The organism is Lelliottia jeotgali (assembly GCF_016771845.1).
Taxonomy (GTDB): Bacteria; Pseudomonadota; Gammaproteobacteria; order Enterobacterales; family Enterobacteriaceae; genus Enterobacter; species Enterobacter jeotgali.
In genome coordinates this window covers 34,743-51,521 of sequence record NZ_JAENMQ010000011.1, presented here as the reverse complement: position 1 = coordinate 51,521, position 16,779 = coordinate 34,743, and the positions used below count along the sequence as shown (strand labels likewise).

General features: G+C 45.7%; 15 protein-coding genes. 7 read left to right on the top strand and 8 right to left on the bottom strand.

Going from position 1 to position 16,779, the window contains the following annotated elements; genetic code table 11:
• The first annotated feature begins 38 nt into the window (after positions 1–38).
• The 3 genes from JBO43_RS17850 to JBO43_RS17840 all read left to right on the top strand — a co-directional run bounded on the left by JBO43_RS17850 (position 39) and on the right by JBO43_RS17840 (position 1,809).
• A complete protein-coding gene (locus JBO43_RS17850) occupies positions 39–326 on the top strand; it encodes a hypothetical protein (RefSeq protein ID WP_202668422.1) in 288 nt (95 codons plus the stop codon).
• A gap of 803 nt (positions 327–1,129) precedes the next feature.
• A complete protein-coding gene (locus JBO43_RS17845; protein WP_202668421.1) occupies positions 1,130–1,447 on the top strand; it encodes a hypothetical protein in 318 nt (105 codons plus the stop codon).
• A gap of 26 nt (positions 1,448–1,473) precedes the next feature.
• Positions 1,474–1,809 (top strand): hypothetical protein, encoded by a 336-nt coding sequence (locus JBO43_RS17840; protein WP_202668420.1) that lies wholly within the window; start codon positions 1,474–1,476, stop codon positions 1,807–1,809.
• Between the two features lie 19 nt (positions 1,810–1,828).
• Here the strand turns inward: JBO43_RS17840 and JBO43_RS17835 are convergent, their stop codons facing one another.
• The 8 genes from JBO43_RS17835 to mobI are packed head-to-tail and all read right to left on the bottom strand — an operon-like array spanning position 1,829 to position 11,791.
• On the bottom strand, positions 1,829–2,566 hold the full coding sequence (locus tag JBO43_RS17835; RefSeq protein WP_202668419.1) for a nuclease-related domain-containing protein: 738 nt from the start codon (positions 2,564–2,566) through the stop codon (positions 1,829–1,831).
• 5 nt (positions 2,567–2,571) lie between these two features.
• On the bottom strand, positions 2,572–3,771 hold the full coding sequence (locus tag JBO43_RS17830; RefSeq protein ID WP_202668418.1) for a S49 family peptidase: 1,200 nt from the start codon (positions 3,769–3,771) through the stop codon (positions 2,572–2,574).
• Positions 3,772–3,779: 8 nt separating this feature from the next.
• On the bottom strand, positions 3,780–4,442 hold the full coding sequence (locus JBO43_RS17825; protein ID WP_202668417.1) for an IncC plasmid conjugative DNA transfer DtrJ family protein: 663 nt from the start codon (positions 4,440–4,442) through the stop codon (positions 3,780–3,782).
• Entirely contained in the window at positions 4,435–5,538 is a 1,104-nt protein-coding gene (locus tag JBO43_RS17820; protein WP_202668416.1) for a hypothetical protein, read from the bottom strand. The genes JBO43_RS17825 and JBO43_RS17820 overlap by 8 nt, the downstream gene beginning before the upstream one ends.
• A complete protein-coding gene (gene traD / locus JBO43_RS17815) occupies positions 5,538–7,622 on the bottom strand; it encodes a conjugative transfer system coupling protein TraD (RefSeq protein ID WP_202668415.1) in 2,085 nt (694 codons plus the stop codon). Before traD ends, JBO43_RS17820 begins: the two co-directional genes overlap by 1 nt.
• A complete protein-coding gene (gene mobH, locus JBO43_RS17810; protein ID WP_202668414.1) occupies positions 7,622–10,597 on the bottom strand; it encodes a MobH family relaxase in 2,976 nt (991 codons plus the stop codon). Before mobH ends, traD begins: the two co-directional genes overlap by 1 nt.
• Before the next feature lie 3 nt (positions 10,598–10,600).
• A complete protein-coding gene (locus JBO43_RS17805) occupies positions 10,601–11,311 on the bottom strand; it encodes a hypothetical protein (RefSeq protein WP_237730105.1) in 711 nt (236 codons plus the stop codon).
• A 9-nt stretch (positions 11,312–11,320) separates the two neighbouring features.
• Entirely contained in the window at positions 11,321–11,791 is a 471-nt protein-coding gene (gene mobI / locus JBO43_RS17800) for a conjugative transfer protein MobI(A/C) (protein WP_202668413.1), read from the bottom strand.
• Positions 11,792–12,561: 770 nt separating this feature from the next.
• On the opposite strand from mobI, the gene JBO43_RS17795 reads away from it, so the two are divergent.
• From JBO43_RS17795 to JBO43_RS17780, 4 genes are all read left to right on the top strand, one after another.
• Positions 12,562–13,353, top strand: coding sequence for a trhR (locus tag JBO43_RS17795; RefSeq protein WP_202668412.1), 792 nt, complete (start codon positions 12,562–12,564; stop codon positions 13,351–13,353).
• Between the two features lie 14 nt (positions 13,354–13,367).
• Positions 13,368–13,886: a hypothetical protein gene (locus JBO43_RS17790; RefSeq protein ID WP_202668411.1), complete on the top strand. Its 519-nt coding sequence runs from the start codon at positions 13,368–13,370 to the stop codon at positions 13,884–13,886.
• A gap of 435 nt (positions 13,887–14,321) precedes the next feature.
• Positions 14,322–15,371 carry a thioredoxin family protein gene (locus JBO43_RS17785; RefSeq protein ID WP_202668410.1) on the top strand — a complete coding sequence of 350 codons (1,050 nt, stop codon included), beginning with the start codon at positions 14,322–14,324 and terminating at the stop codon, positions 15,369–15,371.
• Entirely contained in the window at positions 15,361–16,776 is a 1,416-nt protein-coding gene (locus JBO43_RS17780) for a conjugal transfer protein TraH (RefSeq protein WP_202668409.1), read from the top strand. The genes JBO43_RS17785 and JBO43_RS17780 overlap by 11 nt, the downstream gene beginning before the upstream one ends.
• Positions 16,777–16,779 lie beyond the last annotated feature (3 nt).

The window sequence follows — 16,779 nt, the reverse complement described above, 5'->3', positions numbered from 1 at the left end:
GATGGGTGAAAGAGGGCAGACGGCCACAGGAAAAAAAGATGAAAGACATCACGATGACCAAAGAGCAACTGGTCGAAAGTATGAAAGCCCAATATCAGCGGGTAAATAAGCTCGGCAGTTATCAGCGAGCCTGCCTGGCATTCGTAGAACGACATGGTACGATTTTCCTCAACCAGTGCAGCAATCGTGACCGTAAAACCTACGACCGTCTGGTCGAGTTAGGCTTTCTGGTGCTGTCGCACGGAGAGACCCGGACAGATTATCTAGGCTATCGACTGCCCCACAAAACCCTCACTAAAGAAGTGCCACCTAAAGGCAACATTTGACAAACTGTTAGAGTTCACCCCGGCCCAGTAAAAAACAAGGAATCGGCTTTAAAACATTCAATGATATTAAGGCGGCGGGCGGCAAATTTTATACATCCCTTGAAACTGTACACGGGTACAACGGCGCCCATGTTCAGTGTATTGAGAATACGGGCGATCACAGCCAGCATGAACACAGTATGCCTGCCTTTATCTTCGATAAAGGCAGGCCGGGTATGCTGATGATGAGTATTTTGTGACGTTCAAGCGGGATTAGAGAAACTGGACCACTAACGATGCAGGCGGGCCCCCAGCCAGGCTGGGGGAGTCGTACTGCATGGTATCGATGCCCCGGGGGCAGTACCGTCCTGTCGACTGAAAAAATCGGTGGCGGCGGAAATCGTCGTTCGCATCCGGGAAAAGTAACTTTTCGCAGATCTCGCCGAAAGCCATGGGCCACGGCAGGGACAATGTCCTGCAAACGGGAAAAAGCTCTGATGCTTTTGTACTGTAGCATGTATGCGGAGCGCCGGTCGGCGTTCGAATTTACAGTAGGCGGATTTGAAAACGGGGGGCACGTCCGGCGGGTGGCCGATGCTTAATCTTGTGTCCGTCCATCCTAACAAGTCAGCTTGGTGACGCGCTGAATCGGACATATGCCAACCTGTCTGATTGGTTGAGCCAAAGACACGCAGCCGGAAGAAAATCCTCTGGTAACGGACATAAATACATTATGGTGCAGGCTGGTTTTTTTTGTGCGCGGTGATTGTTAGGTTGATAAGGCGATTGCGTATAATAGGCATATAGAAATCGGGGAGGTCACAATGAGCTTAGAAACATTCTTTATCGTCTTTGTTCTGGTCATGGTTGTATGGCGCGTAATTCGTCATCTTAAAGCTGAAAAGAAGCAGACAGTGCGACTGAACAGCAATGGCCGCATTATTGAAGTGGTTCCGCTGGTGGTGTTTGACCATTCTGTACATGGGGAACTGATCAAAGAAAAATGCAGCGAAGATAAACCCTGTATGGATTCATTCTTCGAAGAAATGAATGAAGAACAAAATAAAAGGAATATGAATTACGTTGATGCCATGAATAACCCAGCGAATCCTATGCACGATGTTTTATTTCCTGATAAGTAATTAGTCTTGTTTTACGGGAGGGGGTAATGCCGATGACTCAGATTTTTAAATCGACAGAAATAGTACCTTTCAGACGCCCTAAAGGTACTCTGGACAGTCGTTATATGCCGCAGGCGTATGCAATGGTGCGGGATTGGGCTAACCATCTGGAGAGGACGGGCAACGACGGAAGTAAGGCGCCCGTTTTATTGCTCGGCTACCAGTTAAAAGGGACGCGTGTTTACTTAATGCTGGTGCCGGTCGAATTCGAACAGGATGATGTGGAACTTACCAGTACCGTATTACGTCCCACGCAGCCTTTAGGCGAGATCATGCAATCCATGCAGACTGCGTGGCAGGAAATCCCCGCATTAAACCCGTAGGGGCCCATAACAAGGCCTCTTACGGTTTCACGATTTTCTTGAGGCGATTTAAAACGGATACCGCAATTTCTATTATCAGCAGAGTTATAAGCTGATCTACTTTCATACTTGTCTGGAATTTATTATTCAGAAAATGAATGTGTTTTAAGTCGGTATACAATCCTGGCGGACGACGCATGACATTCAGCTGGTTTTTGATGTTACTCAGTGCCTCCTGCTGGAACACTTCGACATGCTTTCGCGCCTCTACTTTACGTGCAAACTCCTCGATCCCCATGCACAGCCAGTCAGGTTTTACGGTACCTCCAAACTTACACTTGCCGTTGATAATAACGACGTTTATGCATTCGAGGTCTGCATAGTTAAGGGTATGTTGTATTGCCTTTATGTGGCTGTAATTTTGACGGAACGGGTTTTGCAATTTCATGACTTTTGAAGCACCGCCAAATTTTGTCCAGCTTCGGTCCGCCATATTCCCCAGCAGGCGTCCACTGTAGTTTTTTTGCTCGATGACATAGAGCCCGTGAGGAGCAAGAAGCACGTGATCAACTTGCGTTGTCCCCACTGACTCAAGACTCAGTGTCAAATCACTCATAAGCCCGTCAGCGCAATCAGGCAGCTTACTGGCTATCTGCTTGGCAGTTCTGCGTTCAACGATATCCATGATAATAAAATTTTTCAGGCAGTATAAGACGATCAGGAGCAAGCCGATGAGGACGAGCCCTGCCAACTGCCATACCTGCATCAGCGAGCCCATCACCTTTACCTCAGCTTAGGGTGGCTGGCGGAATCTAACGACTCGGCGAGCCTGCTGGTGGTCTGGGTAAGGCTTTCTACCGATGTTGTCAGTGAAGCTAACATCCCCAGTGCCGAACGCAGATTTCTCTGGGGCTCGTTGTAATTCTTAAATCGTTGAATGCCGTACATAGCTGACAGGCGAGAACGGACTTCAACTGAAGTCACATCGGCATCAATGAGCCCGTACTTGATAGCCGTGGGTGTCGGCCAGACACGGCCGCTGTAAAGTTCCACAGATTCGGCATCTGACGGGCTGAGGATTTTCTTTCCCCTGGCCAGCTCGACGTCGGCGATGAACTGCTTATGCATATTATCCAAGATCTGCGTTTGCATAAAATCACGGGTTTTTTCACTCAGAGGATGATAAGGATCGAGTGAGTCTTTATTTCCACCGGCAATCAGTGGTTCGTTTTTAAGCCCAATTGTTTTCATCACCTGGGACACATCCCAATGGTCCATGCGTACGCCGATAGAGCCTATCAGAGCATTGCTGTCGGCAAAGATAGCATCGGCAGGAGATATGGCGTAATAACAGGCTGATGCGCAAATTGATTTCACGCTAACGATAATTGGTTTGTAAGGATAAAGCTCATTAGAGATAAAGGTTCCCTGCCCGGTGGACAGAACAGATAGAGTATTGGCTTTGATCTTCTCCAGTTCCTCCTGCTTTGTTTTCATTGCTCTGGCTTGAAACTCTGGAGTCAGAGGGACGGGAATCTCATTCGGTGGCTGAAGTTTTCCGTTAACAATTTTGTCTACTCTGATTTTTTGCTGGTGGCCTCGCAGCGCATTAATTTGGCGATAGATGGTGATGGCATCGGAAGGGCTACCGCCACCGGATTCTGCCTCTATGACGATAGCTTTGGCGTGAGGGTTACGATACGCCTTTCCCAGAGCCGTGGCGATGACGGTACCGTCGCCCGTATCCGATCCTGACGACATTTCCCCGCTCAAACGGATAACCGCAATATGGTCACGTAAACCTTCACTTTCCTGATATTGGTCGTAGAGATTATAAAATGAGTAGCCCACGGCAATGATGGCCAGTCCTGACATGACGATTTTCGCCGACGTACTGATGCGAAACATGCCATAGAAACGATTGGCCTGATGGTTGAACGCGTGCTTAAAGTTGGCAGGTGATTCTTTTTTTTGCTTTAACATTTTCAACCTTACATGAGTTTCTGATAATTAGCCCAGAGGCGGTTTAAGGCAACGCCTAATATAAAGAGCGCTGCTGGTGGGAAAAGCTGTGCCACGTTGTTAAACAGGGACATATTTGGGGTGACCAGATAAATAGTCGTGAGGACGCCTATCAGCCAGAACGCCCTGAACCAGACGCGATAAAACTGGACTGTGACTTTCCCAAAAACATACCTTTTCAGCTTCCACTGATACATGCCATCTGCTAGCAGAGCGAATAAAAACGGGGCAAAGACGAATGACCAGCCCACCAGTAAATTCCACCGGTACAGCGTCTGAAATATAAGAAGCGGAATGTTTTGTACCGCTGTATAGAGGAATGAGGACATCTTTTCTGCTGGAATACTCAACCCCCGGACTTTGCTATCTGGGTCGGGAATAAGGGTATTATTCAGAATTTCAATCAACTGGTATTTTGTTACCAGAATATTAAAGGTCGCTTCGGTTTTTCCGACAACATTGTTCCAGGTATCCGAGGGGATAATGCTCTGGCTGGCGTTGATTTCATCACTGATTTGTTTATTGAGTTCTGCCGTGTCCTGAATAGTCACGTTGTAGACCAAATAAGCAAAGAGTGTGACGCTGGCCAGCAGCCGTATTACTGTACCACGTGTTGCTGTTGAGTTAGCCATGGCTGACGCTCCAGTCTCGCATGAAGGCCACGCGCTTTTCGTGGTCGGGGTAATCGTGGCGCCACATCGTCGGGATCCCTAAATGCCAGTGAAACTCCGAAGGGATGATTTGGCGGATTAACGTATGTTCCGCGAACTGTCTCAGGGCTTCGCTTTTCCAGCTAATCTGTCCGATGACTGGCAAATATACCGAGCTTTCACTTTTTGTCGCCAGGCGCAAAAACTCGCCAAATTTAAACTCCCATGGCGTCCAGCTGCGACACCGGACATTATCGCCGGTATGAAACACTGGCAGTGCCAGTAATGTGTCGGTGTATTTTGAAACGACAGCACGGCAGACGCCCGGACTGTTGAACGGCTCCAGGCTCAGTTCCAGTTGAGCAATGAAGATTTTGTCGATGATATAATTGAAGGTGCTGGAATATTGGCATTCCTGATCCGGCAATTTATCGATAGCGTCGACCAGTTTGGTCTTCAGTCGAGACAGAAAGGGCGAGTCTTCAATTGCTACGATATGCTCGAAGGTCGTGGCGGGATGCACCGGGGATTTTAAACGCAGATTCCGGGCAAACGTCAGCTCTGAGGGGCCACTGATAAAGGCCGATGCCGCTTTGGAGAAATCAATAAAGTAAGGCAGCAGATAGCCACCGAATTTAAGTTGATTGTTATAAACAAGGGTGGCTCGGGCTGGCGGCTCATCAAAATAAATCCGGAATTCCACAAACTGATGATCAGACTGCTCGCTATTGAAATACGAACGCAACCACTCAGAGACTGCACCATTTGAGACAGACCAGTAATGCGTGGATCTATCCCCGTATCGATCACTGGTCGTCAGTTCGCCCTTCAGCAGGAAAAGCTCTGACAGCAATACTGCCGCCTGCATAAGCGAGTCTGCATTATTGGAATAACAGAATGTGGTTACATGCCTGGCGACATTTTTTTCTAATTTATTGAGCCGTTGCCGCGTTTGCTCATCGCCTACAAAATTCAAACCAAGAGACTGGAACCGTCGCTTGATGATTGATTTGCTCTTGCTGACTTTCATCGGGCTATTAAAACAATGTTGCCAACTGAGAGTAATGAAGTCATCCATCAATGCGTTTTCCTTAGGTATTTGCTAATTTCGGCAATATTCAGGTTTTTGCGTAAAGTAACTTTTCTTGGGCTTTTGATGAGCATCTCGACCAGTTTGGTTGAGGGTTTCATCGCTGACTCCGATACGGCAATCGGTATCTGTCCTACTATTTTCCGCCCATCCTGAAGCCTTGCAACAATATGCAAGTTTGGTACCTGCCCCATAAGTTCTTTCGGAATGCTCTCTTCAAGCGTTGTTTGTTTTCGTTCCGAGATAGAACCACTGAAATCATTATGCGATAAAGTTGTCCCGGTTCCGGTCGAGTAAGAGACCATATTTGTGCTTATAGGGCTTTTGCCGAAGTTTTCCACAACTAAAGTCTGGGTTGGGTTGTCGTTTATACGAAGGCTGATGTAGTTGTTGCATAGACCCGTAATACGATTCGCCGTTTCGGCATTTGCTGAAGCAATAAAATCGGAGATGGTCTGGGTGCAAATAAAGAGCGCGATTTTGGCGGCTCGACCCTGTGCCAGCAGGTTGATCATGGAGTTGTTGATGGCTGAGTGTGCCTCATCCACAAAAATGCTGATCCGGGAATGCCCTGAAAGGTCACCATCGCCGGAGTTGTATCGACTGCCAGCACAGGCGGTGAGGTCTGACATGATTAACTGCGAAATGTCACGAGCGGTTTCAGGGTTGGACAGGCCATCCAGTGCGATGTACAGAACACCTCCTGAATTGAAAATACCATCGCTGGTCACTACTTCACGACCATGATTCGTGCTGTCACTCGGTGACAACAGTTCATCCAGCGGGCTTTCTGTCAGGCGACTGAACAGCGGCATAATACCGGCCGTCATTTTCCCCATGTGCTCTGCACTTGAAGTCGAGTAGTCAATGAGCTTGGCAACAGTGTCCAGCCACTCAAGCTTTTCAAGGCCTTCATAGTTCATGAAGTGTGCGACATACCATTCAAATAAACGCTTTGCACGCTGCGAGAGAGGTTCATTCGGTGTGTACTTCACCTTCTCTATCCACTGATCGTGGCCATAAAACTTCGCATAGGCGCTTTCCAGTGCTTTTACCGTGAGGTTGATGATGGCCTGCTGGTTCATCATATTGCGATAAATAAGTTTGATAGACGGTTTAGTATCAATCAGGCGAAGGCCCGAGATGATTGTAGATATTAAAGATTCAGCATACTGCACAAACGGGTCTACCTTACCCGGTTCACTGACTAGGCTGAGTATGCGTGAAGTTAGGTCACTGACATTTACAAAGGAATTACAGACATCGATGCAGACTGAAGAAGAAGGCCTGCCAGGATGGAACTGATAGAAGGGCAGACCTAAATGTGCGGCCTCCTTTTTAAGGCCTTCTCGGCAGTCTGTATCGTTTTTCGGGTCAAGGAAAACGACGACGTGGCCCATATGCAGCATGCTGGCGCTGAGAAGACGCAGCAGCACAGTTTTGCCAGTACCTACGTTTCCGGTTATCAACGTATGACCAAACCAGTTTCTCTCGGTGACAAAGGTCGGTTCCCTTTCGTCAACGGCAAACAGCGCATTGCTCCCCCCCATGTTGCGGGCAAGCGAAGCAAAGTGCCTGGTGATCGGCTTCAGGACAAAGGGTAAAGCAATCTCCCGTAAATCGCTGGAGAGGTTGTTTATCTGATAGGCCCGATCAGCATGCTCTGGCCCCCAGGGGTAACCGTCACACAGATAGGTTTTTCTCTCCGGCATTTCCTTATTGGCTTTCGCATACTCATCGCTCAGCATTCGAAATTTTCGCTCGTTGGCGAAAAAGTCACTTTTGTTAATTATCCTGAGTTGATCGAGGCTTATAAAGAGAAATTGCCTTTTGAAAATTCTCCAGTGGGCATTAAAAAAAGGTTTAGCCGCATAGCAGCGCCAGACGCATAACAGAAAGAGGCTGGTGGCCATAATCAGGACGACGGGAGCCGGTGTCGAACCGTCTGACTGATATCCCTGTATAAGCGTCACCAGTGCGCAAACAAGTAGGATTGTCGCGCTTCTGTACTCAAGAACCGGTCGGTAAAGGTTTTCCTGGGCATGCAGGTTTGTTCGTTTTGTCTTTGCCATCATTGCTCCAGCAATTCGTCAAGAAGTGTAGAAAGGTCGATGTTTATACGGTCGGAAGCGGTCAGCAGTTGGTTCATATCGAACTGGAAGCACTTCGTGTTTTTGATAGCACCGCAGTTGACCCGGTAGATGGGCAGTTTAATAAACACGCTTTCCTCACCCTCGACCCCGTCAGGTTCAAAACGTTTGATTCCGGACTGTGTGATGTAAAGAAAGTTCCCAACCAGTAGAGTGAAACGATTCTTTCGGGCGCTATTAAAAAATTCCTTCATTTTGATGACGATGACCGCGAGATCCCGCGCTATCAATTCGTACTCAGCATGATTCGGAGCACCATCAGTCATTAGGGTAAAGGTACCGTCGGACTCCGGGTCTGACGCAGGCGCATCCCCACCTGAATTCACAGCGCCATTAGCAGATGCATTCTGGTCATGTGGCTTAACGTCGGGTTCCGACGTTGGCGTAGATTGCGCTTCGGCAACGTATGCCGTTGGAACGGCAAACAAGCGGGCCAGCGCAGGGCTCAGATGAGGTTTAGCGCTGGCAGGTCTTTCTGTCGGCGACGGGTTTTGGATGGACGATGCATCCTTCTCCGGTTCTGTTGGCGTGGATTGAATATGTTCAGATTCATGGGAGACCAAGAGCGCGTTGCGGGTATCCCCGACGTCCGACTGCTCATCAGCGGTCAGGACGGAACCTTCTATCCTGTGGCGAACATCGCCATCCAGTGCCTCACGGTCTGGTGCGATTTCCGCAAGTCCAATCAGATACAGTTCTTGGATTGAATCCATTTCCACGTCGGACTGGTCGTCTTCGCCATTGTGTGTGTTCAGGCGTTCCGGGGGGAGCGGTAACGGAGTATCGCGTGAATAGTCGTCCTCATCGTCATTGCGGCTCAGATCCAACGTAGCAATGTTCAGTGTCTGATACATGGACGTGTCGAGGAGGGACTTCAGTTCTGTTGAATTCGCTTCTGACTGGGCTCCCATATGAATCCCGGAACAACAGTCACCCAACTGCACCAAGCGCAGGTCATTAACATCCCTGACAATCCAGTGCCCCGTTAATGCACCATCCCGGTGTGTCTTCTGGAACATGGGTTCTCGGCAAAATGAGGTGTCATCCAGTGCAGGTAAGTGCTGTTTTGCCGCATCCACTACGAGAAAAGGTACGGAATCTACGAACCTGAGGAAGTTATTCGGTACCGTTGTAGTTTGGAGCATGCTCTGTAAGGTGAGTTCTGCGTTCACCTGTTCAGATACCGCATCAGTTTCAAGCACAAGTGCAGATGCCTCATCTTTGCCGACAATGGACTGGTGTTCGTCATCGGCACTGTGGGATTCGCGCTGAAATATGGTGGATTCGCTGTCTTCATCCATGACGGCAGAAAGCCAAATGTCATTAACAGCTGTACTGTCCGAAGATTCATTATCCCGTTGCACCGTATCCAGGGCGATTTCGCCATTAGGGTCTGGGTTGGCGGGATTGACTGTGCGCAATCCGACAGCTAGTGATTCCACGGTGTCAGTAATTTTTGTCACATCTTCTCGGCCGGGTACCGGCCTTCTGAATTCGGTAAGTGAGCGCTGTTCATTGATGTAAAGGAAATCTTTGTTGGCATTGATGCTGAATAAACCTGGCACCGAGTCAGGTATTTTGTACGAGTCAAAAACGAGCCCGACCCACTTCAGTTTAAGCAGATTATAAAATTCAAGATTTGCGATCCCTTTAATGAAAATCCGGGCAATATCATCTTCGCTAAACACTCCAGGAATAAAATAGTGTACGACCCGTTCATTGCTATAAGGTTCGATATACCCGCGTTGAACAAGGGCTTCCGTTAACACATTTTTTCCGGCTTCGCCTTGGGGGAAGTTGAATTGCATTTTTTCGAAATCAGCAAGAACAAAATCCAGAAACGCATTCTCATTCAGATACACTTCACCGTTGATGATGATTAAGTGCATCGGTTTGGATTTAAAATCATTAATATTGAGGTGCTGGAAGTTATGCTTCAGTGAGCCTAGAGCACGAGCAGCGGCGTCATTTGATCGTAACCCCATAACCGGATCACGCATGACGTTCAAGTCCGTTCCTGTGGAATAGTAATCGGCTTTCCGTACGCAGCGTGAAAGGTAGTCATTTCCGTCGTTATAGAAATTTAGAGCCGTGAGCATCTTGGAGTAGACCCTTTCTTTGGTCACAATATCAAGATATGCCATGCACACTGAATTTAAAATTCGCTCAAGAAAAACACCTGACCAGATATTATGTTGATTATGTACGCGTGAACGCCAGACAATTTCATATTCGAATATATTGTTTTCTCTCGCCCAGTCGAGAAGACTATGTTTGCTTGGTGTCCAGGTAATTGAGGGTTCGATATTAACACTTAGAATATCCACATCGTAGATTTTTCCTGCATCGTGGACCAAACCACTAATAAAGGCTGCATACAGATAGACCTTACGACGTTGCATCTCTTCATCTTGATATCCGATAGGTCTCAATTCTGAATGGTAGGCATTTTTTAAGGAGAGGATCGCAACATCAAGGCTATGTGAAAAAAGACCGCCGATTCCATTATGATGATGATTCTCAGAGGCCGGGAGGAGATGCACCCAACGTATATATTCAATGAGTGGTTTTAAAATTAAATTTGTAAAAGAAAAGGCATCCTCTCTGATATCACTATCGCCAATTGCAAGCAGCATTTGAGCCGTCTGGATTTTATCACGGTACAAAGAGAGAATGGACTGCTCATTAAAGCTTTGTATACCCGTAGGGCGGGATGGATATTCTATTAACTTCAGGACCTCCTGATTTGGATGATCAGGGACTGCATATTTTGCTTCGCCATTTATTTGGGCAAATGGAGAGTCAGGATCAACGTTAAATGCTGCCAGTTCATCGCCCTGCGAAACAGATACCTGACACATATTCCAGATTTTATTCAGAAAGGCCCTGAAGTTCATTACTTACTCCTCAGCAGTCTTGGAAGGTAGTTCGGCATCAATATATGCCTGAACGCTTTTATATTGCTTTACCTTTTCAATAAACTGTTCAGGGTTGTAAGCCCCTTTATTACGACGGGATACATTAAGGGTGCGTTTTACACGTTCAATGTAAATATCGATGCTTTTAATTATATTGTGGGCCATGACGTTGTAATCGCTGATTGCTAACAAACCGAGCGAGTTGTACTTAGACATGGTTGTTAAATGCGAATTCATAGCATGGATGTACTTATAAAAACGCATAGTGTTTGCATGGTTAAAGTTAAGCTGAATAGGGTCATAGGTATACGGCGTAAACTGAATCGAAGAAATAAATGGATCATTCTCATCGATAGGAATTGATTTCAGGAAATTATCCAAATTGGTACGTAATGCATCATTCTCGGCGTGAAGGGTATCAAACCAGTCCTGAACGGCCGCTATAAGATCTGGATGTTTAATTGGATCGATTGTTTTAAACAGGGATGATATGGCGATACTGACATCATTAAATCCGCGAACTGCTGCCCCGGCTTTGGAGATCAGATAGCGGTTAAACTCAGGTGTGCCTGGGTTAATTTGAACAGACGCCATGCCTGGAATTGAAAAACTGTTTAAACGGTATTGTCCCCGAGCTGGTTTCGCTGTGTCTTTATCGACGGATTGAACATCATTCATCGTTACGTCTGTCATAGGATCACCTTAGTTTGTGTTTAAGTGTCGGAGTTTTCGGCCTAACTCTATATATTGCACATGGTAGTATTCCAGGAGGTCCCGGTAAGGTTTGAGTTTGAACTCGGTACTTTCAATCATCTCCCATTCCCATGTTGCATGGTTTTGAAAACAGCTTTTTGTATACCCGCCTGACTTCGAATCCACTTTTTGAGACATATGGTTGGGTGGGTTATTTTTGAACGGCTTGAATTTATACCAGTGGACCGTTTTTTTCTTTCCATGCCCGATCACTACCATACGTGGCGCATACGAACCCAGATAAGTACGTTTAAGCTCACTGCTTGGGTGAGGTGTATTAATTTCAATTTTGTTACGTTCTTTCCATGCGCTCCAGTAGTCGTTAACCAATTTTTCAGCCTCACTGTGCAAGGCATTGATATTATCTCGTAACGTTTTACGTGTTAGTTCGATTGTTTCAATCAGATTAGCACTGACCATATCCCCTCCGTTTTATAACTACTCTACAGAAATATTTTTGTCAGATTTCTCGATATCGAGGCTTTTTTTCAATGTTGTTTTATTTGTTTTTGGAGGGGTGTTGGACAAACACGTAAAACCGACTTTCGAGTTCGTGATAGAGGCGACCACTTGTAAGCTCAGCAATAAGTGGATTGTCATACAGCAGGGGCTCAACAAAAGTAACTTTTGTTGATTCACGGACAGGGAAGATCTGCGATTTTCAAAGGCGCTTTCTTCTATTAATTACATATATATCTAGTAAGTTTTTTCGTCGAAAAGTGACACTATGCAAATCGGTACATAGTGTTACTTTTTCTAAAAGTGACACTATGCGTTAGGACACATAGTGTTACTTTTCCTTGAAAAATGACACTATGCGTGCATGACATAGTGTTACTAATGTCAATAAAATAACTCTATGTTATTAAGATATTAAAGATGTAGAAATGGTGTTTAATCACAGATTGAATTGCGCTGATTTGTGCTTAAGTCAAATTGTGGTAAATCGGGGAGTGACGCGTTGTCTTAACTACTTCACACTTTGCATGATTATTGAGATTACTCTCAAAATTCAGTATCGTTTTTGGTAAATAAGTGCTACAAGTAATGTCTACGAGTCTTTCGTATGATATACGAAGCTTTAAGCACTTGAACAAATACAAAAGTTACTTTTACCAAAATTAGCAAACCTGAAAAAATTCAAATCCGGATCGGAATGCTGGTTGATATTGCTGGAAGGAGTTAATCGCATGTCTAACGCAGATAACTTAATGCAGAGTTTACTAAGTCGCCTTTTTCGGACAGAAGTTTCTGTACTTCGTAGCTATCGAGCTTTCCTGATGCAATTACCAGTGCATGGTTCTGCCTGTTATCAAACTGGAACCCCCGTATTGCAAAAGCGCTTATTCGGGAAGAATTTTGGTATTGCAACTGATTCAGCATTTGATCTCATCAGTCGACCAGGAAGTATCCTTACACCTCGTTCATCCGGGAGAGAAATCAAATGGGATACTTTTTTCAATGCAATTATAAATGATGACAGCAATGTCATATCTGCCATTGATGCAGATGAACTTAATTCAAGCATCTACGGTTCTGGTGAAATAGTTCCACATTTAAATGGAAGCAAAGCCGAGTATAACCCGACACGCCTCCAGGAACTTCGGGAAAAATGTGTCGATGTTCAAAATGATTACTTAATGCAAATTGTTTTTTGTTCCATGCTTTCCCCTGAGTTGGTGAGCATTCTGTTTGGTTTAAAACCAGACACTTGTATCGCTATTAAGGATGTCGGTATTTCATCATTGAAACATATCAATGATCTGTATCTCTTTCCCCGCGTCATAACTCTAGGGCAAGGACCTAGAGAAGACGGCGTGGTAATAAATACCAAGATTTTTGCCTGGGCATATGAAATTGCTGCCGATGTAAAACTTGGCATAGTTAGTGAAGACTTAATTGAACTGCTTCGTTATGACACGTTGTTCACCAGCCATCGTCATGATGTTTTTGATACCCTATCCAATAAAACGAACGTATAGGAATGACCTAATAAATGGCAAAGGTTGATCAGCTCAGAGCATCATCATTGTTTAATGCAACCAAAACTATGGAAATGGGTGCTAACAAAAGCACGATCAGAATTCTATATGGCAGTAATGTGGCCGAGGGTATCGAGTTTAAACAAGAAAACAAAGTTGTCGTCAAGAAAGGGGTTCGTACGTGGTGCAAAAGTTATTACAATCGCAGAGTCTTTTCAGCGGTAATTGATATATCAGTCAATTATTTCGGTTTTGATCCGTTGCACCCTCAAGTGAGCTTCAGAAACATTGATTTCAATCGCGTTCTAAGCGTCATGGGGGCGTTGGGTTACTATATTCGGGCTCCTGAGCTGAATAAGTTAATTGAAACATTATGCTCTCTGAGTGACATAGAAGGGTTGGGTCAATGCGAACAATGCGAACGCCCGTACATTGTTTCCTCTACAAATGATTCACATTGTTCGCGTTGCCGACTGACTACGGTTTCATCCGCATTGTCCCGTTACAATTCTGACGAACTAGAATACGACTGACGGCGAGTTAACCGCCGCTTTTAATTTTTGATCGAACTCTGATTTTTTCGTTATTTAATTTGTATCCGACATGCGTTCCTGTTTCTGTCATTTTTAACGTTATTCCCTTCTCGTTATTTTGAGAACTGCTATCGGTCATTCCTCTTAAAGAGCTAAACCTTATCTGTCGTGACAATTCTTGATTCATATACTCGAACGGAATGCTGTTCTGTCTTCTTATTGAAGATTAATCTGATCGAGGTCTTGATATGGATGGCCTAAAACACACCTCCTTCCCCGATCTTTTCCCATGTACACGCAATTAAAACGCAGTGTTTGTCTTTTTTAGTTAACCGGAAAATCCTTTTATTTAAGCAAGAAAACCCAGGGTCTTAGCTGAAAACCAGAAATTTTTTGTATGTCACAATAAGGCATCTTGAAATGAGGAGTGTGGTTATGATTTCGCTCAAGGCTTTGCCCTCTAAGTTAATGTTGGCGCTTTCGCTTGTTATTACTGGCGTTCAGGCCGCACCGGAACAGCCCCTGATAAATGGCACTCCATTTATTTCCGGGCAGGCATTCAAAAAAGGGTTTTTCTGGTATGACGATCCAGCGCCTAAGGAAATCCCTGAAGAGGAAAAGCAATTTGCAATTCCACCGTCAGCATCGGCAAGTCAAACCGAAGAAGAAAAAATTGACTTGAACTCTAAATGGCTAAAGGAAAATATGCCGCATCTGCTGACTCAGGCGATGGATAATCCCACACCTGAAAACCTGTCTCGCTACTATACGGCACAGCGGTTAATGCTTGATATCAGTACTCGGTTCTCGGATAAGTCAAAAGATTACTTTTTGAAGAACCCGATGATGTCAGAGAAAAGAAGGCAACCTGTTGAAAAGGTCGCCCTTGATGCCCATCGTGAAATTGTCGAAAAAAACCAGCAATCGGTAATGAAAGATATTTTCACCAAGTCCGGGCTGTTCTTCTTTTTTCAGAGCACTTGCCAGTTTTGCCATGAAGAAAGCAATATCCTTTCCTTTATGCAAAATTACTATTCGGTCGATATTATGCCGATCAGTATGGATGGACTCGGGTTGCATAATGGCCTTTTTCCTGATTTCTCCGTGCCCAATCCGCAGATTATTGAGCAGTTTAAAATTCGCGAAGTCCCCACTATTTTTCTTGTATCAAAAGACGGCACGAGTGCGCAGCGCATTAGTGAAGGGATGATTTCGGCAGACGAATTGAAAAGCACCATTATCTTGGCCGCTAAGGGGATGAAACTGATTGATGACGTCTCCTTCCAGTCGACACTCGATGTCAAACGTCAGTACACCATTGGCGATGACGGTGTCATTTCTGTGGAGAAGAAAGAAATGGATACAGATCCGTTTCTTCTGCAAAGAATTATGGACCAGAAGCTGGAAGGCTATGACATGCCAACGGCTGATCCGGTGCATTACATGAACGCGGCGGGTTCACTCGGGGGCGCTTATGGTCAGTAAAATTCGCCACACGGCACAAAAGTTACTTTTGCCCATGATTATTTTTGCAGCGTGTAGCGGACAGACTGCGCATGCCGATAACGCAATGCGGAATATCTTCAATGGCATGATGACATCGACTTCCCCTGCGACGTTTGAAACGGCTACGCGGACCGGGATTGTGGGAGGGTCATTCTCGTACCGTCAGACCAATGTTAATACGAACCTCATTTCGATGTCATTCCCGAAAGCGTCCGTCGGTTGTAACGGTATCGACGTGTTTCTTGGTTCTTTCAGTATGATCAACGGTGACCAGCTTGTTCAGGTTGCGCGTGGCATTGCCCAGGGTGCCGCTATTTACGCATTTAACGTTGCAGTTTCCGCAATTTGTGCGGATTGTGCAGCCACAATCAACGATATTCAGAACAAGCTTCAGGCGTTAAACAAATTTGCGAAGGACAGCTGCAATGCTACTTATTCATTCCTCGCCGAAACTGCTGGTCCTCCATCTGATTATGCAAATAAGGTTAGTTCTGGCCCCGCTTCAATTTTGAACTCCGTTAATGGCCTGATACCTGATTTCGGATCATCCATGACAAAGGCCCCGGAAGAGATTACCCGGCAGGCCAAAGCCAAAGATCCTGATGACTTTAACGAGAAGTTCTCTGGCAATCTTTTCTATATGGCATTCATGGATATCGACAAGGGCTCTTTGAATATCGGGGGCGTGACTGAGCTCTCAGGATACCGTCTGGCAGAACAACTGATGTCATTGGCCGGGACGGCCATTATTAACTGGGATGCCAAGGGTGAAAGGGCTGGATTTGAGATCCGTCCATCCACAATGACGGTGAGTGATTTTATTTACGGACCTCCAAAGGGAGGCAGTGTGAAAATGTTGAAATGCGCACACGCCCCTGACACAACCAAGGATAGAAAGGCTCAGTGTTTGGTGATGAAGGAAGTTCAGGATGCCAACTTTAAGGGGCTAAAAGATACGATTGCTGAATTACTGACCAATGTGCAAACCAAAGTCATTAACAACCAGCAAGTTTCTGATGAGGAGTTACGCATCATTAACTTCATCGGCATTCCGACTATTCTGGAGTCGCTGTATACGTTTGAAACACCAGAAGGGTATTCCTATATCCAGGATATGAGTTCCGTTGCGGCTACCAGCCTGGTCATCAACATGCTTCGCCAAGTGGAAGCGAAAGTGACCACGATGAGTATACCAGTTGAAGCGCTTGCCAGCCGAAAAGATGACCTTAACCGTATGGTCGACAACCTGCATAAGCAGGTCGATGCTGCTAATAAATTAAGCAGGGACACGGTGGGAAGTGACTCTGAGGTTATCTCTACATGGGATGATCGGCGCATTAAACGTCAGGCATATGCGGAAAGCAAACGCTCACAACGAAACTGAGGC

Bases quoted from the DNA above. Each gene is read 5' to 3' on its own strand.
- JBO43_RS17850 (WP_202668422.1), top strand. From the start codon at position 39: ATGAAAGACATCACGATGACCAAAGAGCAACTGGTCGAAAGTATGAAA.
- JBO43_RS17845 (WP_202668421.1), top strand. From the start codon at position 1,130: ATGAGCTTAGAAACATTCTTTATCGTCTTTGTTCTGGTCATGGTTGTA.
- JBO43_RS17840 (WP_202668420.1), top strand. From the start codon at position 1,474: ATGCCGATGACTCAGATTTTTAAATCGACAGAAATAGTACCTTTCAGA.
- JBO43_RS17835 (WP_202668419.1), bottom strand. From the start codon at position 2,566: ATGGGCTCGCTGATGCAGGTATGGCAGTTGGCAGGGCTCGTCCTCATC.
- JBO43_RS17830 (WP_202668418.1), bottom strand. From the start codon at position 3,771: ATGTTAAAGCAAAAAAAAGAATCACCTGCCAACTTTAAGCACGCGTTC.
- JBO43_RS17825 (WP_202668417.1), bottom strand. From the start codon at position 4,442: ATGGCTAACTCAACAGCAACACGTGGTACAGTAATACGGCTGCTGGCC.
- JBO43_RS17820 (WP_202668416.1), bottom strand. From the start codon at position 5,538: ATGGATGACTTCATTACTCTCAGTTGGCAACATTGTTTTAATAGCCCG.
- traD (WP_202668415.1), bottom strand. From the start codon at position 7,622: ATGGCAAAGACAAAACGAACAAACCTGCATGCCCAGGAAAACCTTTAC.
- mobH (WP_202668414.1), bottom strand. From the start codon at position 10,597: ATGAACTTCAGGGCCTTTCTGAATAAAATCTGGAATATGTGTCAGGTA.
- JBO43_RS17805 (WP_237730105.1), bottom strand. From the start codon at position 11,311: ATGACAGACGTAACGATGAATGATGTTCAATCCGTCGATAAAGACACA.
- mobI (WP_202668413.1), bottom strand. From the start codon at position 11,791: ATGGTCAGTGCTAATCTGATTGAAACAATCGAACTAACACGTAAAACG.
- JBO43_RS17795 (WP_202668412.1), top strand. From the start codon at position 12,562: ATGTCTAACGCAGATAACTTAATGCAGAGTTTACTAAGTCGCCTTTTT.
- JBO43_RS17790 (WP_202668411.1), top strand. From the start codon at position 13,368: ATGGCAAAGGTTGATCAGCTCAGAGCATCATCATTGTTTAATGCAACC.
- JBO43_RS17785 (WP_202668410.1), top strand. From the start codon at position 14,322: ATGATTTCGCTCAAGGCTTTGCCCTCTAAGTTAATGTTGGCGCTTTCG.
- JBO43_RS17780 (WP_202668409.1), top strand. From the start codon at position 15,361: ATGGTCAGTAAAATTCGCCACACGGCACAAAAGTTACTTTTGCCCATG.